Source organism: Peptoniphilus phoceensis (genome assembly GCF_001517665.2).
In the GTDB taxonomy this organism is placed as follows: domain Bacteria; phylum Bacillota; class Clostridia; order Tissierellales; family Peptoniphilaceae; genus Peptoniphilus_A; species Peptoniphilus_A timonensis.
On the sequence record NZ_LN999808.1, the window covers coordinates 1 to 23,536 of the forward strand.

Consider the following 23,536-nt stretch of genomic DNA (forward strand, 5'->3'; position numbering starts at 1 on the left):
TTACCGCGGCTGCTGGCACGTAGTTAGCCGGGGCTTTTTCTTATGGTACCGTCATTATCTTCCCATATAAAAGAACTTTACGACTCGAAAGCCTTCTTCGTTCACGCGGCGTCGCTGCATCAGAGTTCCCTCCATTGTGCAATATTCCCCACTGCTGCCTCCCGTAGGAGTTTGGACCGTTTCTCAGTTCCAATGTGGCCGTTCACCCTCTCAGGCCGGCTACCCATCGTCGCCTTGGTAGGCCGTTACCCTACCAACTAGCTAATGGGACGCGAGTCCATCTCAGACCACCGGAGTTTTGATCATTGGTGCATGTGCACTTTTGATTTCATTTGGTATTAATCCCGGTTTCCCGAGGCTATCCCAATGTCCGAGGCAGGTTACTCACGTGTTACTCACCCGTCCGCCGCTAATCCACTTTATCTTCACCCCGAAGGGATCTGTCAAAGTTTCATCGCTCGACTTGCATGTGTTAAGCGCGCCGCCAGCGTTCGTCCTGAGCCAGGATCAAACTCTCAATTAAAAAATTTGTATGACTCATTAGTTTCCTCAAAACTAAACGAATATCTGGTTTGCTTGTGATTCTTATTATTAAGAATCTGTGATTCTAATCACGAAATTTGTGTGATTCATTACGAATCTTTTCTATCTTCACACTATTTAATTATCATGTTTCATTGCTACTCTTTTGAAGTAGCTTGTTTATTATACTACCGTGTTTTTTCTTTGTCAAGCAATTTTTACAATTTTTTTAAATTGTTTTTACTTAACTTTCACAGTAATTTGTTTGCTGTCTCAAGTGACAACTTCTATATATTATCATCTTGTTCTTTATCTGTCAACTGTTTTTTTATATTTTTTAAATCTTTTTTGTCTTAAAAATTAAAAACAGCTGCCTTTTTTGACAACTGTTATATGATACTATTTTCTTTTTTATCTGTCAATACTTTTTTAATATAATTCTGAAAGTTTTTTCCACTTTCTTATTTTTGTCCTAAAGGTCTTAAAGGGTGCCACAGTATTTACATGTATAAACTTATAGACTTCCCAGGCTGCAGTTTTTGTTGCTCCATCAGCCCATTTTCTCATGTGTGGTCTAAATAGTTCTTCTTCAGTCATAGTATCTATAAGTTCTAGGATCTCATTTATATTTCCATCTAATAGGTTTTTAAGTTCTTCTAAGGACAAATGGGAATAAGTTTCATTAAAGAATTCATATAGTTTTCCAAGTTCATTCCATTTAAATTTATCCGATGGTGTTTTACTTCCAAGCCTTTTTTCTCGTCTTCTTCCCATTTTATCAAAAGGCTTGTCCATCCCACTTGGTAAGATAGATTTTCTGCAGGGCTTCTATCTACTCCATCAAATTTTTGATCCTTTAACTTTTCATCAATATCAGTAAATTCTTCAATATACTTTTTATAGGCTTTAGTAATTTCTTCTTTTAGTTCTTCTTTACTCTCGTATTCTTTCATATTTATCCTTTATAGGTGTTCGTTATCTCTAATTAATTTTTTTATTTCTGCAAATTCTTCTTGCGCTTCTTCTAGATTCTTTTTCAAGTTAGGAAAAGTCTTTAATATCCTCTTTTCTTCTAGTCTTTCTCTTCTTTCTCTAAGCTCCTTAACTCTTTCTTCAAGTTCTATATATTCTGCTTTCTTCTTTAGTTCTTCTTGTCTATTTTTTATTTGAACAGTTCTGTCGTAGACTCTAACTCCAATTCTGTCAGAAACTTTCTTTATATCTTTACTTATTTTATCTATTGCCCTAAATTCTTTGTTTAGTCCTATAAGTGTATTTACTGTTGCTATTACATCTATTAACATAACTATTGCTAGGACTATATCTATATATTTTAAAGCAGTCAATGGTATTAAATTTACTAAATCACTTATAAGTGGATGAACTGCTTCATATAATAAAAAGCAAAACATACCCCATATCACTGAAAATTCAAGACAGACATATCCACCTATATTTAGTTTCTTTTGAGAGTAATCCCACCATCTTTCGTGGAATATTTTTTCCAAAAAGAATCCTGCAACTAGTTCTATCAAGGTTGCGATTAGCATTGAGCCCAAAAATAAAACAAATTTATTTTTTTCAGCTATATCTGTTAAGAAAATTATTACTGATATTGCTCCAAATCCATATATTGGACAGTAAGGTCCAGCTAAAAATCCTCTATTTATAAATTTCCCCACAGTTACGGCATGATAAGCCACTTCTACCACCCAGCCTATGAAGGCGTAGATAAAAAAGTACATAAAAAACAACAAGTATTTTTCCATTTTTCCTCCACTTCTAAATTTTCATTAGTGCCTTGATTTTGATGATATATTTCTTAAATAATTTAGACTTTCAATTTTCTATTTTAAATTTTTTTGTAATAAAAAATATGTTAGCCTTACTAACATATTATAAACTATTAATCTTTTATTTGACTGTATTTTTTTACAATTTCTCTTCTGCCACTTACATTTAATTTTTTGTAGAGGTCTGTGAGATTGTTCTTTATAGTCTTTTCACTGACAAAAATTTCTCTGGAAATTTCTTTATTTGTCTTTCCTAAAATAATTTCCTCTAACAAGTACTTTTCTCTTTTGTTAAGAGTCTTTATCTTTTTAAATTTTTCGTTTCTATCTCTCTTTACTTTTTTAAGTCTTTCTTCTATATATAGATATCCTCTCAATGTCTTATCTACAGCTTCTAGAACTTCTTCTTCTGATGCCCAAAAACTCAAAAAGGAACACTCTATTATCAGCGGAAGATTTTTTTCATCTACTAAAGCTATTTTATCTATGTTTAGTTCTTGATATTTTAGATCTTCAAATATAAGAAGATCAAAATCCTTGTCTTTATCTTCATAAAAATCAAGGACTTCATATCCCTCTAGGATATTCTGAAGTCCTCTTTTTATAATTTCACTTTTTGTCTCGAGAGCAATTTTTATCATTTTAAACTTTTTACACTTTCTCTTTCAAGAATTTCTGATGGAAGGACAAGATTTTCTGATAAATCACTTTCCTTTTTAGCAATTTTCTTTAAGATTTTTCTAATTGAAACTGCCCCAATATCGTAGTAAGGAACCTTAACTGTTGTAAGTTTTGGTCTATAAATATTTGAAATATATGATCCACCAAAACCTGTAACAGAAATATCATCAGGTGTCTTGTAACCATTGTCCAATAAAATATTCATAAGATGAATAGCAAGAGTATCATAAGATGTAAAGACGGCTGTAATATTTTCTTTTTTCACAGTTTCAAGAATGTTAGCTTCTTCATCTTCTACATCACTTGCTTCTAAACCTTCAACAAAAAGATTTGTTTTCTTTAAACCAGCTTCTTCCATAGCCTTGTTGTATCCTTCGATTTTTTTCTTTTCAAAAGTTCTGTCGAAGTCTTTTCTTATAGCAAGAGAAGCAATATTTTTATGTCCCTTTTCTATTAAAAGCTTAACCATTTCGTAGGATGCTTTTTCATAGTCAATTTCTGTTGAGAATTTTTCAATTTCATAGAAATTAGAAATTATTACATAAGGGATCTTACTTTCTTCAAGTTTATATTCAAGTTTAGGATTATGTAAATTTGAAATTACAATTATACCTTCAACTTGTTTTTGTGCCAAAAGGTTAGCAAATTTCATTTCAGATTCAACATCACCATAGGAGCTTGATAGAAGTATGTCGTATTTGTACATTCTTCCAATTTCTTCCACTCCTCTGAGGATTTGAGAAATAAAATTAGATCCAATGTCTTCTACAATTACACCTATTAAATTTGATTTTTTTGTAACTAAACTTCTCGCTACTTCATTTGGTTTATAGTCTAAAACGTCAATAGCGTGTAGGACTCTTCTTCGTGCCTCAGGGCTAACAGGTTTTGAGTCATTTATTACCCTTGATACTGTAGAAATGGACACATCTGCCATTTTTGCTACGTCTTTAATTGTAGATGCCATAGTTTCCTCCTTATGGTACTATTATTTTTAATTTATTTTCTAAAACTTTAAAAGTCATAGGAAGTGTTGAAGCCTTTTCTCCGTCCACATCTATTGTTAGTTCTTCATCACTAGATATTTTTATATTTTTTGTCTTTAAGTACATTACCTTGTTGTGATCCACATGTCGTCCGCCCATTAGAGATGTAAAAAGTTCTGGTACATCAGAAATCTTAATTCCCTTAAAAATTAAAACATCTAGATATCCATCTGAAATATCAGCCAAAGGTGCCATTCTCTTAAAACCACCAACTGAAGTTGAATTAGTAATTAAAAATAAAAGCCCTTCTACTGTCCCAGTAAATTCTTCACTTTCAACATAAAAATTTAAACTTTTTTGATATCTGAAAATTTTCTTTTCTAAAAGTTCTCTGGCGCCTTCAAGATAATATGCCATATCTCCTAGAGTTGCCTTTTTTTCTGCAGGAACTGTGTACGCAATTTCTGTTAACATCCCACCAGCAGCAACATTTATAAAGGCTCTATCTCCAGCAAGTCCAAGATCAATTGTCTTAGTCTTATAATTTTTTATCATTTTATAAAAAGCATTTGCAGATGTAGGCAAGCCTTGGGCATTTGCAAAATCATTTACAGTCCCACTTTGAAGAATTCCAAGTGGAGTATCTCTTCCTGAAAGATAGATTCCATTTACAACTTCATTTACCGTTCCGTCTCCACCAGAACATATAATAAAGTCTTCGCCAGAATAATTATAGGCAAACCTAGTTCCATCACCCTCTTCATGGGTGAACAAGAGCTCAATTTCATACTTGTCCCTACTCATTAACTTTATAAGATCTAATATTTTGCCAAGCGCTGTCCCTCTACCTGAATTGGGATTAGCAATAATTTTAACTCTCTTCATCTTTTCCTCTGTCCTAATATAAAAATAAAAGGAGACGAAGCAATAACTCCGTCCCTAGATTATCTTAGAAAGACTTCTTTAACAGTCTTTGCAACTTCTCTTAAAATATAAAAATAGTCGATGGCGTTATTTGAACTAAGTGAAATAGTTTTTGCTGTATCAGAAATAACATCTGATATATTCATAACTGTATTTGACACTCTTAAAGAAGTATCATCGACTTGTCTTGTAATACCATTGACAGTGTCTGAAACAGTTCCAACTGTTGACACTAATCTTTCAACTTCTGGTTTTACATCATTTACAAGTTTTGTAGCATCAGTTGAAATTGAATTCACATTTGTAGAAATGTCCTTGGCATTATCCATAATTGTAGGGACAGTCTTTATAGTGTGATCAATTTCTCCTTGGTTTCTCTCAACAATTTCATTAACATTTTTTAAAACTTTAAATACATTAATAAGCACTAAAAACAGTGCCACTAGTGCAGCTATTCCAGCTACATAAAGTAAGAAACTAAGTAGGCCACCTATAGTAAATGCTTGATCTAACATACTATATACCTCCTATTCTTATTTTCTTTTTTCTTTTTCTACCTTATATTTTGTTTCTTCAACAGAATCTTTTACATTGTCAGCAGATTTTTTTGCTTCTCTTTTAACGTCTTTAGCGCCTTCTTTTACATCTTCTTTAACGTCTTCTGCAGTTTCTTTAACTTCATCTGTTGTATTCTTAACATCATATTTAATATCTTCAGCACCAGCTCTAACAACTTCTCCAATTGCTTTAGCTTTTGCCTTTGCTACTTCAACATCTTCGTCAAATTCATATTTTTTAAGTGTAGCTTTATCTCTTAAATCAGCATAAGTTTTTTTAGCTTGTTCGCCAGCTTGGTAAGCCTTAAATTCAATAGTGTCTTTTGCGTCATTAGCTGCATTTAATGCTTGGTTAGCTGCTTCTTTAGACTTATTTGCGATTTCTTCACGAGTTTTTTTACCTTCTTGTGGTGCAAATAAAATACCACCTAGTGCTCCAAGAGCAAGTCCAGTACCAACTTTTGAAATTTCTCTAAGTCTTCTTCTTCTAACTGCTTGATTTCTTTTTTCTTCTAAATAATCGAATAATCCCATAATAACTCTCCTTTGTATTGTTTATTTTATAATATCTTACCCCACAATACTCAAATTAATCACATCATTTATGTATTTTTGAAATAAAATAAAAAATCTAAAATAATAATAGTAAAATCCGCAATGCCGACACCTAGTTAATTCACACCCGCCAGTTACCATGGTGGGTAAAAAAACTTGATAGCGTATTCTGACTTCCGCTCAAAGACGGCTTGTCATAGGACGCTTATACACAGTTTCCCGTGTGAAATTTGTCGGTTGAATTAAGTAGGCATTCTTCGCACATCGCAGAATTTACTTAATTAAATTATAACGCAATGAAAGTGCTTTTTCAATAAGTAGAGGGGAAAAATGAAAAATCCTTGGGAAGCTTTGCACAAATTTCTATCTCTTTATTATTTCTTGGAAGCTTGAATTTTAAAGAATAAGAATGAAGGGCTTGCCTATTTATTAAATCAGATTTAGATCCATAAAGACTATCTCCCAAAACCGGATGAGAAATGTGTGCCATGTGAACTCTTATTTGGTGAGTCCTTCCAGTATGAAGAGTAAGAAGAAGAAGGCTCATGTTATCATATTCTTCTAAAACCTTATAAGATGTGAGAGATTTTTTTCCTATTACATAATTCACTTCTCTTTTTATACCATCTTCACTTGTTGCTATTGGTCCATCAATTGTGCCTTCTTTTTCATCAAGAATTCCTTCAACTATTGCAATATATTTTTTCTCAACATTTTTCTCGAATTCACTTGTCACTTTATCTTGAGCAAAAGCATTTTTGGCTACAAGGACAATTCCAGAGGTGTCTCTATCAAGTCTATTTATGAATCTCACTTTTCTTTTTATAACATTTTTTTCAAAATATCCCAACATATAATTGAGAAGAGTTCCCTCACTGTCGTCCTTTGCTGTGTGAGTAACCATAAAGGGCTCCTTATTTACAAGAACAAGATCTTCATCTTCATATAAAATATCAAGATCTTTATATTCTACTTTACCATTGGGCTCTTCATCTTGAAATCTAAGGGATACAATATCATTTCTTTTTAAAACTTTATTTTTCTTATTTATCCTAGAATTTAGATAAATATTTTCAGCTTTAACAGACTTTCTAATTAATCTTGAAGAAACTCCCTTTTCCTTTAAAAAATCATTAACTTTTACTTTGTCAGCTGAATTTCCGCTGAATTTAAAATTTAAAAAGTCTTTGGAATTTAATCTATACATTTTACACCTCTAGTCAACGTGACTTTATTCGTTTATAATATAAATAATAGATGAAAAAATCAAGGGGGTTTAACCTTGTCAAAAATTATAAATATTCTTACAAATGCAAATTATGAATCTAAAAAAACTGCCACAAATTTGCACAAAGTTTTAACTCAATATGGATACGAACCTTTTAACGGTTTTAAAAAAAATGCAGAACTCTCTATTTGCATAGGTGGTGACGGATCTTTTATAAAAGCCATTCACAAAAATGATTTTCCTGATATGCCCTTTGTCGGCATCAATACAGGACATCTTGGTTTTTATCAAGAGATAAAGCCAGAGGAAATCGAAGAGTTCGTAAAAGATTACAAAAACGGAAACTACAAAGTTGATGATATAAAACTACTTAGATCTGACATTTATACAAAAAATAAGGTCTACAAATTTTATTCTGTAAATGAAGTTGTATTAAAAGCAGCACATTCAAAAACTATTCACATGAATGTTTTTATTGACAGAAATCATGTTGAAAAATTTTCTGGAGACGGCATCTTAGTTTCAACTCCATCGGGATCCACTGCCTACAACTTTTCTTCGGGAGGAGCAATAGTATATCCAAGTCTTCACGTCTTGCAGATGACTCCCATATCTCCAGTTAACTCGGCAGCTTATAGGTCTCTTAGTTCTTCAGTAATAGTCCCTGGAGCTCACACAATTTCCTTAGTCGTTGAAAAGAGATATAAAGATTCTAATCTGCTTTTAGTTGACGGCTCAGAATATTTTTTCAACAACTTGCACAGAGTAAATATTAGACTGTCAAACAAAACAATAAAAAAACTTGTCTTTTCAAATAATTCCTACTGGGATAATTTAAAAGACAAGTTCCTATAAGAAAAGTCCTAGTTCAAAACTTAGGACTTTTTATTTTTTTATTTATTTTTCTTTTTTATTGCTGCTTTTATAAAGCCATTAAATAGTGGATGAACTTTTGTTGGTCTTGACTTAAATTCTGGGTGGAATTGACAGGCAAGGAAGAAGTCGCTGTCCTTTAATTCAATTATTTCAACAAGGTCCTTATCTTCGTTAATGCCTGAAAATACAATACCAGCTGATCTAATCTTTCCTCTGAAGTCATTATTAAATTCATATCTATGTCTGTGTCTTTCCTTAATTTTTTCTTCTCCATAAAGATCATAAACAAGAGAATCTTTTTCTATAGTACAGTCATAATTTCCTAGTCTTAATGTTCCACCAACATTTTTTATATCCTTTTGATTTTCTAAAAGGTCAATTATTGGATAATTTGTATTTGGATTTATTTCAGTTGAGTTTGCATCTTTTAGACCAAGTTTGTTTCTAGCTATGTCAATAAGAGCAACTTGCATTCCATAACAAATTCCAAAATAAGGAATATTGTTTTCACGAGCATATTTACTTGCCAATATCATTCCTTCAGTTCCACGAGAACCAAATCCACCTGGCACAATTATTCCATCAAGTCCTTCGAGAACTTTGTCATCTTTTTCAATATCCTCTGAATTTATCCACTCAATATTTACCTTGTAGCCATTTTCACATCCTGCATCAGTTAAAGCTTGAGTTACAGAAAGATATGCATCATGAAGACTGACATATTTGCCAACAAGACCAATAGTTATTTCGCCTTTTACATCCTTAAATCTTTCCACCATTTCTTTCCACTTGCCCTTGGAAGCTGGTCTATCTTCTAAATCAAGTTCTTTTAAAATATAATCATCTAAGTGTTGATTGTGGAAAACTAGGGGAACTTCATATATAAGTTCAACATTTGTAGATTGAATTACCGCTTCTACTGGAACGTCGCAGAATAGAGAAATTTTTTCTCTTAAATCATCTGTAACAATGCCATTAGACCTTACTATTATTACATCTGTTTTTATTCCATTTGACATAAGTTCCTTAAAGGAGTGTTGAGTTGGTTTTGTCTTTAATTCATCTGAACCAGGAATATTTGGAACAAGAACTGTGTGAACAAATAATACATCAGATTTTTTGTTTTCTGAGTGAATTTGTCTTATTGCTTCTAAAAATGGAAGAGATTCAATATCACCTACTGTTCCACCAATTTCAGTTATTACAACATCTGCGCCTGATTCCTTTGCAGCTTTATAAACTGCATTTTTTATTTCATTTGTTATGTGAGGAATTACTTGCACAGTTGCACCATCGTAGTCTCCTCTTCTTTCCTTGGCAATAACTGTAGAATATACTTTACCAGTTGTAATTGATGCTCCCTTAGTGAGTTCTTCGTCAATAAATCTTTCGTAGTGACCAAGATCAAGGTCAGTTTCTGCTCCATCCTTTGTAACAAAAACTTCTCCATGTTGGTAGGGACTCATTGTTCCTGGGTCAACATTTAGGTAAGGATCGAATTTTTGCATAAATACAGATAAACCTCTGTCCTTTAAAAGTCTTCCAATACTTGCTGCAGAAATTCCCTTTCCAATTCCTGAAACAACTCCACCTGTAACAAATATAAATTTAGTCATAGTTCCTCCTAGCTTAGTGAATTAAAAATATCTTCGTAAGATGGCAAAGTCATGTTCTTTCTTGAGATTAATTTTTCCATTTCATCTGCAATTTTTCTAGTAGAAAATAATTTTGTGGCAATATTTCTCTCAACATACTCTGCCTTTTTATAAATATCATCTATTTTATTTGAATGTTCAAGAAGAAGTTCTATTTCATCTCCTGATTCAAGTAAGTCTGTAATCATCTTATCTATTTTATCATACTTGGCACTTAGTTTTTCATTGTTTTTAAATTTTAAAATTTCTAAAATGTCTTTTAATTCAGCCATCCCCATGGGAACAATATCTTTACTTATCATAGATGACATGACTTTTGCTTCAAGATTATGATAATTTACAACTTCTTCGAGGTTAACATCATAGGAAGCTTTAATTTCCTTTTCTGTATAAATTCTTCTCTTGATAAAAATGTCATAAAAATCAAAATCTCTTAGAGAAACTAAAGCATCAAAGTAAGTCTTGTGATTTGCAAGTCCCCTTCTATTTGCCTCTTCCTTCCAATCGTCAGAATAATTATCTCCATCACAAATTATTCTGTCGTGATTTTTCATAACATTTCTTACAAGTTCAAGAGTTTTTTCTCTAAGTTTTAATTTATCATCTTGAAAATCTTTTAGGCTTTCATAAAAGTTTGAAAGAGAATCAGCCATGGCACAATTAAGAGCAATATTTAAATCTGATCCAGTTTTAGACGAACCAAGCATTCTAAATTCAAACTTATTTCCAGTAAAAGCAACTGCCGCAGTTCTATTTCTGTCACTTGAATCCATAGGAACGCTTAAAAGATTGTAGCCTCTGAAAATATTATTGTCTTCATTTTTGTATTCAATATCTTCTTTTATATCCCTAAATAATTCTTCCAAATCAGAACCTAAAAATAAAGAAATTATTGCCGGTGGCGCTTCATCTGCACCAAGTCTAAAATCATTAGAAGTTGAAGATGCGCTTACCCTAAGTAGACTTTGGTACTTGTCTGTGGCTTCAATAATTGCTGCAACAAATAATAAAAAGACATTGTTATTATAAGGGTCATCTCCTGGATCAAAAACATTTAATCCATAATTTGTGACAATAGAATAATTGTTGTGCTTACCTGATCCATTTACTCCATCAAAGGGTTTTTCATGAAATAGACATACCAAATTATTTTCTAAGGCAGTTTCCTTTAGAATATTCATGAGAAGTTGATTATCATCAATAGCAACATTTACATTTTCAAATAAAATTGCCATTTCAAATTGATTTGGGGCAACTTCATTGTGCTCTGCTTCAGAATAAATGCCTAGCTGGCAAAGTTTCTCATCAACATCCTTATAAAATTTTTCTACTCTTGCTGGTATTTGACCAAAGTAATGATCTGATAATTCTTGTCCCTTTGGTGACAAAGCTCCAACGATAGTCCTGCCTATGTTTTTAAGGTCGCTTCTCTTTTTACAAATTTCCTTATCAACTAAGAAAAATTCTTGTTCAAGACCAACCTTGACTCTCATCCTGTAAGCATACTCATCTTTTTCAAACAAGTTTACAATTTTTGTGCCTTCATCACTTAAAATTTTTGTAGAATCAATTAAGGGTCCTCTCTTGTCAAGTTTTTCTCCCTTATAGGACATAAAAATAGTGGGAATATAAAGAACATTTCCAATAATAAAAGAATTTGCTGTTAAGTCCCAATAAGTGTAACCTCTTGCTTCAAAAGTAGACCTCATTCCACCACTAGGAAAAGATGAAGCATCAGGTTCGCCCTTTACAAGTTCCTTGCCAGAAAATCTATTAATAGGTTCATTATCAGAAGTCCTAGACAAAAAAGCTTCATGTTTTTTTGCAGTGTGACCTGATAGAGGCAGGAACCAATGGGCAAAATGAGTTGCACCATTTTTTAGTGCCCAATCTTTCATGGCGTGGGCAATAGCGTCTGCCGTTTCTCTGTCCAGGTCTTTTTCATTCCTAAGGGCATCCTTCCACTTTAAGTAAATTGGATAGGGTAGTGATTCTTTCATCTTCTTCTTATTAAAACTTTTAATTCCAAATTCTTCTATCATACTTCCCCCTATTTAAAAATAAAAACAAAAAAATGGCAATTAATTAAAATTGCCATTATGAAAAACCTGTGGTTTCTTTTTATTTTATTTCAAATTAAGTTCTTTGTCAATAAAATATAATTAGTCAGAATCTCTCAAAAGTAGGACATGAACATCAAACCACTGACCATGAATTGAAACCTTAACCTCACCGCCAAGGATCTCTGCAAGATTTTTTACTATATTAAGTCCAAGACCTGACCCTTCAGAATGTCTTGACCTGTCCGCTTTTAAAAGTTCTTCAAATAATTCATCAGAATTCATATTTAATTTTTCATCTACAATATTTTTAACATAAAATTCAATAGTAGATTCAGTTTCTATTACACCTGCAAGGACTCTTGTGCCTGCTCTTGCGTGTTTAGCTGCATTGGAAAATAAATTTTCAACTATTCTTACAAATAAATTTACATCAGTATAAATTAGAATTTCATCATTCGCAGACTTGTAAGAAAAATCCAAGTCCTTCTTTTTGAAAAGAGAATCATAATCCCCATAAATTTGTAGAATCATTTCATTTAATTCCACTAAGGATTTCTCCACAGAAAGATTTCCCGTACTAGTTTTTGATGCAAAGACTAAATCTACTATTAAATCCTTTAATCTTGTAGAATTTCTCTTTAAAATCTCCACAAACTTTTTTGCTTCGTCATCAAATTCATCTTTTTTAGACAAGAGATCTGCATAATTAATTATAGAAGTAAGAGGTGTTTTTAAATCGTGAGAAATATTTGTAATTAAATCTACCTTAAATCTTTCAGACCTAAAATTTTCCTCAAGTCTTATTCTGTCACGTCTTTTGAAATCTTCCATTAAGACAGTAATTTTATCTAGATATTCATTTTCAAAGGGTTTTGGAATTTCAAAATCGTAACCATAGAGAATTGATTCCACAAGTTCAATAGATAGGGTATTTTGAGCAAACTGAACTTCCATAATAATAACTGCACGAAGAATTATAAAGAGAAGTACATTTAAGAGGATAATATCTCTTGTTATTAAACTATAAAAAAGTATGTATAAAATTATTAAAGTTACATTTAAGGTCCCAAAAAGTCTAAAACTTTTAAATCTTCTGTATTTATAGAGGTTGTAAGTAAAAACTGTATCTATAAGTTTTTTTCTTTTTATTTTTAAGAAAATAAATAAAATAGTCACAGACCAAGATGAAATAAAATACTTATTTAGGTTAAAAAGTTCAAAAATGATTACAGAGGACACAAAAATATTTTCCACAAAAACCCTATCAGTTAAATCTATTATTAGACTTTTTAAAAAATCCCAAAAATCTGATATCATCACTTTGCCTCAATCTTGTAACCCATGCCATAAACTGACTTTATAAGATCTGGCTTTCTCGGATTGATTTCGATTTTGTCACGCAAGTGAGAAATGTGAACAGAAATAATTTTCCTAACATCAATAGCTTCCTCTTCCCAAACTCTCTCATAAATTTCATTAGAAGAAAAAACTCTTCCAGGATTTTTTACAAGTAGATATAAAATTTTGTATTCATAGGGAGTGAGGCTAACTTTTTCGTCTTCAACATAAACTTCTTTTGATTCATCATAAATGCTAAGCCTTCCAATTTTTAAATCACCTTTTTTTATATCAGATGCACCTAGAGAAAAATATCTCCTAATAAGAGAATTAACTCTTGCAGTAAGTTCTACTGCATTAAAAGGTTTTGTTATATAGTCATCTGCACCTACATTTAAGCCCACAATTTTATCTGTAACTTCACTTTTTGCTGAAAGTACAATAATTGGAATATTAGTAGTTTCTCTCATCTTCATAATTAGAGAAATTCCATCCATTACAGGCATCATTATGTCAATTATGGCAAGATGGATTTCATTTTTTTCCATTATTTCTAAAGCTTCCTGTCCATCTCCTGCAGTAAAAACTCTATAGCCTTCTGCCTTTAAATATATTTCTATTGCATTTAGAATATCTCTTTCGTCATCGCAGACTAATATATTATAGTTCATAGTATCACCCTTATTTCTATTTTATCATTTAATTAATTGTTATCATATGACATTTAATATATAATACAAAAGAGGTGTTTAATGAAAGTTATAAATAATTTTATAGACAAAGCAAAAGACAATAAGGTCTTTACTTTTTTTGACAAACTAATATATAGGGTTTTAGACCATGACACACTCTCTTATGGAGGAAGCCTAACTTATTTTTTAGTTTTATCAATATTCCCCTTTTTGATTTCTTTAATTAATGCTATTAATTTTTCAGGAATCTTAGATCCAGAATATATTTATTCTCTCCTAAAGGTCTTGCCAAGTGAAATTCAAGAAATCGTCGGAAATTTTTTAAATGAACTTCACATGTCCTCTTCCGGTTCATTTTTCACTATATCCTTTGTGGCAGGTCTTTTTACTGCCTCAACAGCAGTTTTTAAGCTTATTAAAATAATAAACTCATCCTATGGATTTGATGAAAAAAGAGGCTTCGTAAAATTAAGACTAATTGCTCTTTTCTTTACATTCTCTCTTATAATAATGTTTTTTATGCTAATATTTACACAAATTTTTGGCGAAATTATTTATCAAAATGTAATGAATTATTTGGGCATAGGAAATAATTATTTTGATAAAATTTGGAGAATAGCAAAAAATGCCATACCGCTTATTTATATGTTGGTTACTTTTATGCTTTTGTATAAATTTTCTCCCTCAAATAGTAGAGAAAATATGGTGACTTTTAAGGGAGTTCTTCCTGGAGCTATTTTTTCCACACTGGGACTTATTATAGTTTCTATTGTATTTGGATTTTATGTATCAAACTTTGGAAAATACTCCATAACTTACGGATCCCTTGGAGGTATTATAGTTTTTCTTATTTGGATATATTTATTGTCAATAATTATCTTAATTGGTGCAGAGATAAATGCAACTCTTTATTCCATGAAAAACTTTAAGAGCCTAAGCCTTTGGCCAAGACACGATTCAATTTTTAAAAATCTACAGAGCTAAGCAATTTCTGTGGCTGCAATTAGTGCAGTCACTTTTTTTATGCCAGACATTTTTGCTATTTTTGTAAGTTCAGCAATAGTTGCTCCAGTGGTTATGACATCATCAACTATAATTATTTCTTCTGGAGTTGATTTTACGACAAAGGCATCCTTTAAGTTTTCTTCACGTTCTAATTTTTCAAGACCCACTTGAAATTTTGTATCCACTACTTTTTGAAAAACATCTATGCAGTCTAAATCCAAAGACTTTGCTATTTTTCTCGCCAAAATCTCTGACTGATTGTAGCCTCTTGCCCTCTCTTTTTTCCTGTGCATGGGAACAAAGCTTATGACTTCTTTATTTAGATTTTTTTCCAGAATTTTTTCAAGCATTATTTTTGAAATTATTTCTCCATAAGAAAGCTTGCCCTTAAATTTAAAATCTATTATCAATCTTCTCATAAGACCAGAATAAGTTGATGCAACTATTAAATCATCAAGTCCATCAATATCATAATAATAATGAGGATCTTTATTTATTAAATTCATACACTCATCACACAAGCCATATTCTTCAGTTACTCTTCCACAAAGTGGGCAGCTAATTTCTCTTAATTTCATTTTGTTCCCTCAACTTCTTAGAAAGATTAGAATATCTTTTTACTGTCCTGTTGTTTTCAATCATCTTAACTAGATAATCACTTATTCCCACTAGCACAACTGCCTTTGAAGCCCTAGTTATAGCTGTGTAAATTAAATTTCTAGTAAGTAGCATTGGTGCAGCTCTATATATTGGAATTACAACTACAGGAAATTCACTTCCCTGTGACTTGTGTATTGTCATGGCATAGGCAAGTGCAAGCTCATCTAAGTTGTCTTTTGAATATTCCACACTTCTTGCATCGTCAAAAACAACAGTGAGTTTTTTATTTTCTTTATCAATTTTTGAAATATAGCCTAAATCACCATTAAATACACCTTTTTGCTTGTCTTCATAAAATTCATTTTCAAGTTTTGATTCCAATTCATAATTATTTTTTGTCTGAAGAACTCTATCTCCAAGCTTAAACTTTTTCCCAAGAAATTCTATATATTCGTGACTTTCATTCAAATGATCTTGAAGAACCTCATTTAAATTAATAGTCCCAAGTCTTCCCTTTTTAGTAGGTGATAAAACTTGAACATCAGAAGTCGAAACATTAAAATAATTTGGCAACCTAGTTTTTACAAGATCCTTTATAATCTCAAGACCCTTTGCCTCTCCTCTTTCGGAAATCATAAAAAAGTCACCAACATTTAAAATAGGCATATCTCCCTTATTTATTAAGTGAGCATTTTTTACTATCATTGACTCTTCGGATTGCCTAAAAATTTCTTCAAGATTTACCGATTCTATAACTCCAGAATCCAAAATATCAGCAAGTACATTTCCCGCTCCTACAGATGGAAGTTGGTCTTTATCTCCTACTAAAATTAATCTTGTGGGACTTTCTATTGATTTTAAGAGAGTTTCCATCAAAAGAATATCCACCATAGAAACTTCATCTAAAATCAAGACATCACAATCAAGCTCTTCAAGGCTTGAAAAAGCAATATTTTCTCCAAATCCAATTTCCAAAAGTTTGTGAATAGTAAAGGCTTCTCTTCCAGTTTGCTCCTTCATTCTCTTTGCTGCTCTTCCTGTCGGTGCCGCCAATTTTATTTCTTTATCCATGGACTCAAAAATATCAATTAAAACTTTTAGAGTTGTTGTCTTTCCAGTTCCTGGTCCACCAGTTATAACAAAGACTCCCTTATTTATTGCATCTTTTACAGCCTTTCTTTGAGTTTTTGACAATTCTATATTTCTAAATTTTTCAGTGTCTTTAATTTTTTTATCTATATCAATTTCTTCATCAATTTCTTCCTCAAAGGAAATGTTTAAATCATTTAATTTACCAGCAACATAATTTTCTGCAGCAAGAAACCTAGCTATGTAGCAGTTGTAATTGTCCCCATCTCTTTCAACAAAAAAATTTTTCTCCAAAGTTAAAGTTCTTGCAATTTCAGCTGTGTCGTCAAAACTTGTCCCAAGAATTTTTTCTCCAACTCTAATTAACTTTTCTAGAGGAAGATAAGTGTGACCATCTCTATTGGCAAGCATTAAGGCATATTTTAATCCTGCAAGTTTTCTAAAATCAGAATCTTTTTCAATTCCAATGGACTCAGCAATTTCGTCTGCCTTCTTAAAACCAAGACCTCTAACTCTTCCAATTAAGTCATAAGGATTTTTCATGACTATATCTATGGATTCATCTCCATACTCTTTATAAATCTTTAAAATAACAGAAGCAGGAAGATTGTACTTTGAGAAGTGAAGAAAAATCTTTCTCATTGCATACTGCTTGTCCAAGGCTTCTTTTATATCCTTGTATTTTTTTCTTCCAATTCCCTTAATTGATAAAAGTTTTTCTGAATGATTTTCTATTACATCTAGAGTTTCATCTTTAAATTCATCGACAATTCTCTCCGCCATTTTTTCTCCCACATGAGGGATCATTGCACTTGAAAGGTAAGAAACAATAGCAGCTTCTCCCTCTGGCAAAACTTCTTCCAAATCTGTAAAGGCAAATTGTTCGCCATACTTATTGTGATATGTAAAATCTCCAGTAAATTTATATTTTAAATTTTCCTTAAAGATTGTGGCAGAGCCCACTATTACAAGGTCTCCATCTGTCGAATTTATTTTTGCAACAGTGTAGCCATTTTCTTCATTTCTAAAAATAATTCTTTCCACAATGCCTTCAAGACTAATCAATTAAAACACCTCTTAATAATTGTACCAAGTAATTGAATTTTTATACAGAAATATTTCTCTAGACCTTTAAATTGCAATAAAAAAGAGGCCTCTTGGACCCCTTTCTCAATAAAAATCTTCGTCAGATTCTTTGTTTTGTCTTTGATACTCTTCTCTATAATTTTCGTAATCGTCACTGTAAGTATCCTTGAACTTTTCTCCGTAACTTTCATCAATTCTTCTTCCATAAGGTTCATTTGGAATTATGATGGCAAGGGCAATATAAGCCCAAATACTAAGTCCACCTGGCACAATTAATAGAAAAGTTATAATTCTTACAATAGTAGAGTCTATACCAAAGTATTCTGCAATACCGCCACAAACTCCAGCTAAAATTCTGTCATCTCTAGATCTGTAAAGCTTTTTCATATTACACTTCCTTTATAATTTGTGGTAAATCTATTTATACTAATTTACCCAAGGAGAGCTTTTTTATTCAAAGTTCAAAAGAAGTTCTCCACTTTCAACCATGTCGCCTTCTCTTACTGTGATGTCTTTAACTTTTCCAGCTATATTTGCAACAATATTTGTTTCCATCTTCATGGCTTCTGCAATAAATAAGCTGTCTCCCTTTTTGACTTCATCGCCTTCAGCAACAAGAACTTTTACGATTTTTCCTGGAATAGATGATCCAACTTCTTTTTCATTCTTTGGATCAGCATAAATTTTTTCTTCTGCAAATTTGTCTGCAGCTTTTACAGTTTCATCTTTTATGTTTAAAGTTCTTCTTGATCCATTTATTTCGAAAGTTAGATTTCTAGTACCATCTTCCAATAGTTTTCCAATTTCAATTAGACTTACGATTAAAGTTTTTCCTTCTTCTAGAGAAATTTCTGTGGATTCACCTTCCATTAAACCGTGGAAGAAAACATCAGATCCAATTCTTGTGACTTCTCCATTTTCTTTTATATAGTCAATGTAGTCATCAAAAACTTTTGGATAAAGAGCTGAAGAAATTATATCTTCTTCACTAGGATTTATCCCCTTTTCTTCTAAGTGTTTTTTAATTGCATCAAAATCTTCATCTTCTAGAAGTTCACCAGGTCTTTTTGTAATTGGCTTTTCTCCCTTTAAAATCATATCTTGGAGATCTTTTGGGAATCCTCCATAAGGTTGACCCATCATTCCCTTAAAGTAAGTCATTACAGAATCTGGATAGTCTAAATTTTTTCCCTTTTCTAGGATGTTTTCTGGAGTAAGTTCATTTTGAACCATGAAGATTGCAAAGTCACCAACCATTTTTGAAGATGGAGTTACTTTTACTATATCTCCCACCATTTCGTTTACACGCTTGTACATTTCCTTTACATCCTTAAATTTGTGACCAAGTCCAAAACTTTCAACTTGTGGTTTTAAGTTTGAATATTGTCCACCAGGAATTTCATATTTATAAATTTCTGTAGTTCCAGATTTTAAATCAGATTCAAAATTTGCATAAACTGGTCTTACTGCAGCCCAATATTTTGAAATATCTTCTGCCTTATCAAGGTCTAATTCTGTATCCCTTTCAGTATTTTTAAGAGCAGCTACAACAGAGTTTAGGGCAGGTTGTGAAGTAAGTCCACTCATGGAATTAACTGCAGTATCAACTATATCAACACCAGCTTCTGTAGCTTGCAAGATTGTGGCAACACCATTGCCAGTTGTGTCGTGAGTGTGTAGATGAATTGGAAGACCAACTTCTTCTTTTAAATTCTTAATTAATTTTTTAGCTGCATAAGGTTTTAATAAACCAGACATATCCTTTATTCCAAGAATTTGTGCACCAGTCTTTTCAAGTTCTTTTGCAAAGTCAACATAATATTTTATAGAATATTTATCTCTATATTCATCTAAAATATCTCCTGTGTAACACATAGTCGCTTCAGCAATTTTTCCATTTTCAAGAACTTGATCTATGGAAAGTTTCATTCCATCTAGCCAGTTTAGTGAATCAAAAACCCTAAATAAATCCACTCCGTTTTTTGCAGATTCTTTAATAAATTTAACTACAACATTGTCTGGATAATTTTTATAACCAACTGTATTGTTTCCACGAATCAACATTTGCAAAAGCATATTTGGCATTTTTTCACGCAATATCTTTAATCTTTCCCATGGATCTTCATGAAGGAACCTGTAAGCAACATCAAAAGTTGCTCCACCCCACATTTCAACAGAGAATAATTTATCCATGTTGTAGTTTAGAGCTTCAGCAATTTTAACAAGATCAATTGTCCTCATTCTTGTAGCCATAAGTGATTGATGAGCATCACGCATAGTTGTATCTGTCAATAAAAGTTTTTTCTCATTTAAAATATGATCCTTTATTCCGTCAGGTCCAAGTTCATCAAAAATTTGCTTATATCCTTTAAATGCCTTCTTTTCAAAAGCTGGAACTTGTGGAACATCAAAGTTCTTTTCAAGAGCCTTGGAGTCATTTACAACTCTATCGCCAATAATCTTCATAAGTCTTAATTCCTTATCCTTAGAAGATTTTATTTCAAATAGTTCTGGATGTTCTTCTATAAAACCAGTATCGCAAGTTCCCTCTTCAAATTCCTTGGTATTTAAAACATTTAGTAAGAAACCTATATTAGTTTTAACTCCACCTACTTTTAATTCAGAAAGAGATCTCTTTGCCTTTCTTATAGTGTCCTTCCAAGTTCTTGCTTCAGTTATAACTTTTACAAGAAGTGAATCATAATAAGGAGAAATTACTGCTCCTGTAAATCCATTTCCACCGTCAAGTCTTACACCAAAACCTGAAGATGATCTATATAAATTAATTTGTCCTGTATCAGGCATAAAATTGTTTAGAGGATCTTCTGTAGTCACACGACATTGGATGGCAAATCCCCTGTGATCAATTGCATCTTGTCCACTGATGCCAATTTCTTCACTATCAAGTCTATATCCCATGGCAACAAGGATTTGTGACTGGACTATATCAATATCTGTCACCATTTCTGTTACAGTGTGTTCAACTTGAACCCTTGGGTTTACTTCAATAAAATAGTGATCGCCCTTAGAATCTACTAAAAATTCAACAGTACCAGCATTGGAATATCCAATAGATCTTGCGATTTTTAGTGCATCTTGGCATATTTCTTCTCTAAGTTCCACAGGTAGCGAAAAAGCTGGAGTGTATTCTATAACTTTTTGATGACGTCTTTGGATTGAACAGTCCCTTTCATAAAGGTGAACAATATTTCCAAATTCATCTCCCAAAATTTGTACTTCAATGTGTTTTGGCTTGTGAAGATATTTTTCAATAAACATTGAATCATCTCCAAAAGCTTTTTTTGCTTCATTTTTTGCAGATTGGAATTTTTCCAAAAGTTCATTTTCGCTTTCAGCAATTCTCATTCCTCTTCCGCCACCACCTGCAGCTGCCTTAATCATTACAGGATAGCCACAAGATTTTGCAAACAAAAGAGCTTCCTCTTCATTTCTAATTGGTTTTTCAATACCTGGGATAGTGGCAACACCAGCTTCTTTTGCCACAATTTTAGAAGTTATTTTATCTCCAAGTTTTTCCATAACTTCTGATTTTGGTCCAATAAAGGTAATTCCTTCTTCTTCACATTTTCTGGCAAATTCAGGATTTTCAGACAAAAATCCATAACCAGGGTGAATTGCATCTACACCTTTTTTCTTAGCAAGCTTTATAATTTCATCAATATCTAGATAGGCATCTAAAGGTGACTTTCCTTTTCCAATTAAATAAGATTCATCAGCTTTAGTCCTGAAAAGTGCGAGTCTATCTTCTTCAGAATAAATAGCAACTGAGCGAATCCCCATTTCTCTTGCTGCTCTAAATATTCTAATTGCAATTTCTCCACGATTTGCTACTAAAATTCTTTTGAACTTCTTCATAATTTCCTCCCTTTTAGTTTTAGTTATTATACAACAAATATAGACTAAAGTGTAGAAGTAATGCATAAAAATAGGCTCAAAAATGATTCTCTAAGATTAGGCTTATATTATTATAAAATTTTATTTTATTAACAATAGCTTGCTTTGCGTGTCTAGTTAGGTCAATGACAGACAATTGCTTTAAATCGACCTTCGCTCTGTCTTTTACAAATGCTTACAACTGACCTAACGTCAATTTACTTCGCAAATTGGGTTAGGTCAATCAAAAAAAGGACCTGACATGGTCCCTAAAATTTATATTATTTAATTTAAAAATTAATCTCTAATATATCGTTTTAACTCTTTATAAAAATTTTCTCTCGTGCCAATCATGACAACAATAATAACAAGGTCATCATCTTCTATTACTTCATAACAAATTTCATAATTAGTCTTGTTGTAAAAAACATCCAAAGACCAAAAATTTTTTAAGTCTCCTGTTTTTCTTTCTCCTACTTTGTAATCATCTTTTATTCTGTCTAAACCATTTTTGATCTTATTTTTTAGACTTTTGTCCTTTAATTTCTTTATGAATTTTTGACTGGATTTAGAAAGTAAAAGTTTAGTCATTAAAAAGTTCCTCGTAATCTAACATTTCTCCAGATTCATATTCTTTTAATAAATCTTTCTTAAGATTTTTTATAGCTTCAGGAAAATTATTTTTAATTCTTTTAAATTCCATCAAAAGCTCATCGCCCTCATAACCTTCTTTTATTAAATCTTCAAGAATTAAATCAGAAAAATCTTCAAAGTTTTCTCGAGTTTTGGATAAAACTATTTTGTTGTTTTGAATTTCTAGATCCAAATTATCATCTATGCCAAAGCCAAGGGAATCTAAAACTAATTTAGGTAAAATAATTCCTTGAGAATTGCCCCATTTTTTTATAGTTATATTCATAATATCACCTAAGTGTAGTATAAACATTGTTTAACTTTTTGTCAATTAATTCCTTTTTAAAAATTTAGGGCAAGAGCAGACATCTGCTGCAAATCGAAGTTCACTATGCTCTTTTTCTTTGGCAAATGGTCGCATAACCAACCATCAATTTGCAAATAAAAACTTTTTAGGGCAAACAAAAAGACCCTGTTTCCAGAGTCTTTGTAAAATGATATAAAATTATCTCTTTGAGAATTGAGGAGATTTTCTAGCCTTTTTAAGACCGTATTTCTTTCTTTCCTTCATTCTTGGATCTCTTGTCAAGTATCCTGCTTTTTTAAGAACTGATCTGTATTCAGGATCTACTTCTAGTAGAGCTCTAGCAACGCCGTGTCTTACAGCTCCTGCTTGTCCTGAGTATCCACCACCAATTACTTTAACAATTACATCAAAAGATGCTTCTGTATCAGTAAGTTCAAGTGGTTCTTTTGCAACTGTTCTTAGAGTTTCAAAATCAAAATATTCTTCAATATCTTTTCCATTAATAGTAAATTTTCCATTGCCAGGTAGAAGTCTAACTTGGGCGATGGATTTTTTTCTTCTTCCAGTACCTCTGTATTGTATAGTATCCATTCTTACCTCCAATTAAAATTCATAAACTTCAGGTGATTGGGCTTCATGTGGATGTTCATTACCAGCATAAACCTTTAGTTTCTTAATCATCTTTCTGCCAAGTCTGTTTTTAGGTAGCATACCCTTAACAGCTAGTTCGATAACTTTTTCTGGTCTTTTTTCCATCATTTCAGCATATACAATTTCTTTTCTTCCGCCTGGATATCCAGTGTGATATGCATGAATTTTTTGATTTAGTTTATTTCCTGTCAATACAGCCTTGTCAGCGTTAATAACAATAACAAAGTCTCCACAGTCCACATGTGGTGTAAAGATAGGTTTTTTCTTTCCTCTTAAAATACTTGCAACTTCTGATGCTAGTCTACCAAGGACTTTTCCTTCAGCATCGATTACATACCATTTTCTTTCGATTTCATCTGCTTTAGCCATATAGCTTTTCAATGAATTTTCCTCCTAAATAG

At 31.9% G+C, this 23,536-nt stretch carries 21 protein-coding genes, 1 rRNA gene, 1 other RNA gene and 1 pseudogene; 2 read left to right on the plus strand and 22 right to left on the minus strand.

What is annotated here, in order from left to right; genetic code table 11:
* The 10 genes and pseudogenes from BN3657_RS02060 to BN3657_RS02105 all read right to left on the minus strand — a co-directional run.
* A 16S ribosomal RNA gene (locus tag BN3657_RS02060) occupies nt 1-523 on the minus strand; the annotation flags it as partial.
* A 428-nt stretch (nt 524-951) separates the two neighbouring features.
* Nucleotides 952-1,475, minus strand: a pseudogene (locus BN3657_RS02065) (ClbS/DfsB family four-helix bundle protein).
* 9 nt (nt 1,476-1,484) lie between these two features.
* Nucleotides 1,485-2,291 (minus strand): putative ABC transporter permease, encoded by an 807-nt coding sequence (locus BN3657_RS02070; protein ID WP_062551572.1) that lies wholly within the window; start codon nt 2,289-2,291, stop codon nt 1,485-1,487.
* A 137-nt stretch (nt 2,292-2,428) separates the two neighbouring features.
* Nucleotides 2,429-2,956, minus strand: coding sequence for a LuxR C-terminal-related transcriptional regulator (locus tag BN3657_RS02075; protein WP_062551573.1), 528 nt, complete (start codon nt 2,954-2,956; stop codon nt 2,429-2,431).
* Nucleotides 2,953-3,963 carry a LacI family DNA-binding transcriptional regulator gene (locus BN3657_RS02080; RefSeq protein ID WP_019139082.1) on the minus strand — a complete coding sequence of 337 codons (1,011 nt, stop codon included), beginning with the start codon at nt 3,961-3,963 and terminating at the stop codon, nt 2,953-2,955. The genes BN3657_RS02075 and BN3657_RS02080 overlap by 4 nt, the downstream gene beginning before the upstream one ends.
* A 10-nt stretch (nt 3,964-3,973) precedes the next feature.
* Nucleotides 3,974-4,867, minus strand: coding sequence for a diacylglycerol/lipid kinase family protein (locus BN3657_RS02085; RefSeq protein WP_062551574.1), 894 nt, complete (start codon nt 4,865-4,867; stop codon nt 3,974-3,976).
* A 59-nt stretch (nt 4,868-4,926) separates the two neighbouring features.
* Nucleotides 4,927-5,421, minus strand: a complete 495-nt coding sequence (locus BN3657_RS02090; RefSeq protein WP_019139083.1) for a hypothetical protein — start codon at nt 5,419-5,421, stop codon at nt 4,927-4,929.
* Nucleotides 5,422-5,439: 18 nt separating this feature from the next.
* The gene (locus BN3657_RS02095) at nt 5,440-5,997 is read right to left on the minus strand and encodes a YtxH domain-containing protein (protein ID WP_062551575.1); all 558 of its coding nucleotides are present in this window, start codon (nt 5,995-5,997) and stop codon (nt 5,440-5,442) included.
* A 111-nt stretch (nt 5,998-6,108) separates the two neighbouring features.
* Nucleotides 6,109-6,294: non-coding RNA, 6S RNA (gene ssrS / locus BN3657_RS02100), on the minus strand.
* Between the two features lie 34 nt (nt 6,295-6,328).
* Nucleotides 6,329-7,225 (minus strand): RluA family pseudouridine synthase, encoded by an 897-nt coding sequence (locus BN3657_RS02105; RefSeq protein WP_062551576.1) that lies wholly within the window; start codon nt 7,223-7,225, stop codon nt 6,329-6,331.
* 75 nt (nt 7,226-7,300) lie between these two features.
* On the opposite strand from BN3657_RS02105, the gene BN3657_RS02110 reads away from it, so the two are divergent.
* The gene (locus BN3657_RS02110; protein ID WP_062551577.1) at nt 7,301-8,101 is read left to right on the plus strand and encodes an NAD(+)/NADH kinase; all 801 of its coding nucleotides are present in this window, start codon (nt 7,301-7,303) and stop codon (nt 8,099-8,101) included.
* A gap of 38 nt (nt 8,102-8,139) precedes the next feature.
* Here BN3657_RS02110 and BN3657_RS02115 read toward each other — a convergent pair whose 3' ends face one another.
* The 4 genes from BN3657_RS02115 to BN3657_RS02130 form a co-directional block, all read right to left on the minus strand.
* Nucleotides 8,140-9,738, minus strand: coding sequence for a CTP synthase (locus tag BN3657_RS02115; RefSeq protein WP_019139087.1), 1,599 nt, complete (start codon nt 9,736-9,738; stop codon nt 8,140-8,142).
* Between the two features lie 8 nt (nt 9,739-9,746).
* Nucleotides 9,747-11,819, minus strand: coding sequence for a glutamine synthetase III (locus BN3657_RS02120; RefSeq protein WP_062551578.1), 2,073 nt, complete (start codon nt 11,817-11,819; stop codon nt 9,747-9,749).
* A 120-nt stretch (nt 11,820-11,939) separates the two neighbouring features.
* Entirely contained in the window at nt 11,940-13,157 is a 1,218-nt protein-coding gene (locus BN3657_RS02125) for a sensor histidine kinase (protein WP_062551579.1), read from the minus strand.
* Nucleotides 13,157-13,849, minus strand: coding sequence for a response regulator transcription factor (locus BN3657_RS02130; protein ID WP_062551580.1), 693 nt, complete (start codon nt 13,847-13,849; stop codon nt 13,157-13,159). Before BN3657_RS02130 ends, BN3657_RS02125 begins: the two co-directional genes overlap by 1 nt.
* A gap of 81 nt (nt 13,850-13,930) precedes the next feature.
* Between BN3657_RS02130 and BN3657_RS02135 the strand changes: the two genes are divergently transcribed.
* Nucleotides 13,931-14,854 carry a YihY/virulence factor BrkB family protein gene (locus BN3657_RS02135; protein WP_062551581.1) on the plus strand — a complete coding sequence of 308 codons (924 nt, stop codon included), beginning with the start codon at nt 13,931-13,933 and terminating at the stop codon, nt 14,852-14,854.
* Here the strand turns inward: BN3657_RS02135 and BN3657_RS02140 are convergent.
* From BN3657_RS02140 to rplM, 8 genes are all read right to left on the minus strand, one after another.
* Nucleotides 14,851-15,453: a ComF family protein gene (locus tag BN3657_RS02140; protein WP_062551582.1), complete on the minus strand. Its 603-nt coding sequence runs from the start codon at nt 15,451-15,453 to the stop codon at nt 14,851-14,853. The genes BN3657_RS02135 and BN3657_RS02140 overlap by 4 nt on opposite strands.
* Nucleotides 15,434-17,629 (minus strand): SF1B family DNA helicase RecD2, encoded by a 2,196-nt coding sequence (recD2, locus tag BN3657_RS02145; RefSeq protein WP_062551583.1) that lies wholly within the window; start codon nt 17,627-17,629, stop codon nt 15,434-15,436. The genes BN3657_RS02140 and recD2 overlap by 20 nt, the downstream gene beginning before the upstream one ends.
* A gap of 105 nt (nt 17,630-17,734) precedes the next feature.
* Complete coding sequence (locus tag BN3657_RS02150; protein WP_062551584.1) at nt 17,735-18,037, minus strand: PspC domain-containing protein; 303 nt, start codon at nt 18,035-18,037, stop codon at nt 17,735-17,737.
* A gap of 63 nt (nt 18,038-18,100) precedes the next feature.
* The gene (locus BN3657_RS02155) at nt 18,101-21,526 is read right to left on the minus strand and encodes a pyruvate carboxylase (protein WP_062551585.1); all 3,426 of its coding nucleotides are present in this window, start codon (nt 21,524-21,526) and stop codon (nt 18,101-18,103) included.
* Between the two features lie 315 nt (nt 21,527-21,841).
* The gene (locus tag BN3657_RS02160) at nt 21,842-22,135 is read right to left on the minus strand and encodes a type II toxin-antitoxin system RelE/ParE family toxin (RefSeq protein ID WP_019139095.1); all 294 of its coding nucleotides are present in this window, start codon (nt 22,133-22,135) and stop codon (nt 21,842-21,844) included.
* Nucleotides 22,128-22,463, minus strand: coding sequence for an AbrB/MazE/SpoVT family DNA-binding domain-containing protein (locus BN3657_RS02165; protein WP_019139096.1), 336 nt, complete (start codon nt 22,461-22,463; stop codon nt 22,128-22,130). The genes BN3657_RS02160 and BN3657_RS02165 overlap by 8 nt, the downstream gene beginning before the upstream one ends.
* Before the next feature lie 219 nt (nt 22,464-22,682).
* Nucleotides 22,683-23,075: a 30S ribosomal protein S9 gene (gene rpsI / locus BN3657_RS02170; protein WP_019139097.1), complete on the minus strand. Its 393-nt coding sequence runs from the start codon at nt 23,073-23,075 to the stop codon at nt 22,683-22,685.
* Nucleotides 23,076-23,087: 12 nt separating this feature from the next.
* A complete protein-coding gene (rplM, locus tag BN3657_RS02175; protein ID WP_019139098.1) occupies nt 23,088-23,516 on the minus strand; it encodes a 50S ribosomal protein L13 in 429 nt (142 codons plus the stop codon).
* Between the last annotated feature and the right edge of the window lie 20 nt (nt 23,517-23,536).

Coding starts and splice junctions, on each gene's coding strand:
- BN3657_RS02140 (WP_062551582.1), bottom strand. CDS start 15,453: ATGAAATTAAGAGAAATTAGCTGCCCACTTTGTGGAAGAGTAACTGAA.
- rpsI (WP_019139097.1), bottom strand. CDS start 23,075: ATGGATACTATACAATACAGAGGTACTGGAAGAAGAAAAAAATCCATC.
- BN3657_RS02150 (WP_062551584.1), bottom strand. CDS start 18,037: ATGAAAAAGCTTTACAGATCTAGAGATGACAGAATTTTAGCTGGAGTT.
- BN3657_RS02090 (WP_019139083.1), bottom strand. CDS start 5,421: ATGTTAGATCAAGCATTTACTATAGGTGGCCTACTTAGTTTCTTACTT.
- BN3657_RS02070 (WP_062551572.1), bottom strand. CDS start 2,291: ATGGAAAAATACTTGTTGTTTTTTATGTACTTTTTTATCTACGCCTTC.
- BN3657_RS02120 (WP_062551578.1), bottom strand. CDS start 11,819: ATGATAGAAGAATTTGGAATTAAAAGTTTTAATAAGAAGAAGATGAAA.
- BN3657_RS02115 (WP_019139087.1), bottom strand. CDS start 9,738: ATGACTAAATTTATATTTGTTACAGGTGGAGTTGTTTCAGGAATTGGA.
- BN3657_RS02135 (WP_062551581.1), top strand. CDS start 13,931: ATGAAAGTTATAAATAATTTTATAGACAAAGCAAAAGACAATAAGGTC.
- BN3657_RS02155 (WP_062551585.1), bottom strand. CDS start 21,526: ATGAAGAAGTTCAAAAGAATTTTAGTAGCAAATCGTGGAGAAATTGCA.
- BN3657_RS02125 (WP_062551579.1), bottom strand. CDS start 13,157: ATGATATCAGATTTTTGGGATTTTTTAAAAAGTCTAATAATAGATTTA.
- BN3657_RS02165 (WP_019139096.1), bottom strand. CDS start 22,463: ATGAATATAACTATAAAAAAATGGGGCAATTCTCAAGGAATTATTTTA.
- BN3657_RS02095 (WP_062551575.1), bottom strand. CDS start 5,997: ATGGGATTATTCGATTATTTAGAAGAAAAAAGAAATCAAGCAGTTAGA.
- BN3657_RS02130 (WP_062551580.1), bottom strand. CDS start 13,849: ATGAACTATAATATATTAGTCTGCGATGACGAAAGAGATATTCTAAAT.
- BN3657_RS02080 (WP_019139082.1), bottom strand. CDS start 3,963: ATGGCATCTACAATTAAAGACGTAGCAAAAATGGCAGATGTGTCCATT.
- BN3657_RS02085 (WP_062551574.1), bottom strand. CDS start 4,867: ATGAAGAGAGTTAAAATTATTGCTAATCCCAATTCAGGTAGAGGGACA.
- BN3657_RS02160 (WP_019139095.1), bottom strand. CDS start 22,135: ATGACTAAACTTTTACTTTCTAAATCCAGTCAAAAATTCATAAAGAAA.
- BN3657_RS02075 (WP_062551573.1), bottom strand. CDS start 2,956: ATGATAAAAATTGCTCTCGAGACAAAAAGTGAAATTATAAAAAGAGGA.
- BN3657_RS02105 (WP_062551576.1), bottom strand. CDS start 7,225: ATGTATAGATTAAATTCCAAAGACTTTTTAAATTTTAAATTCAGCGGA.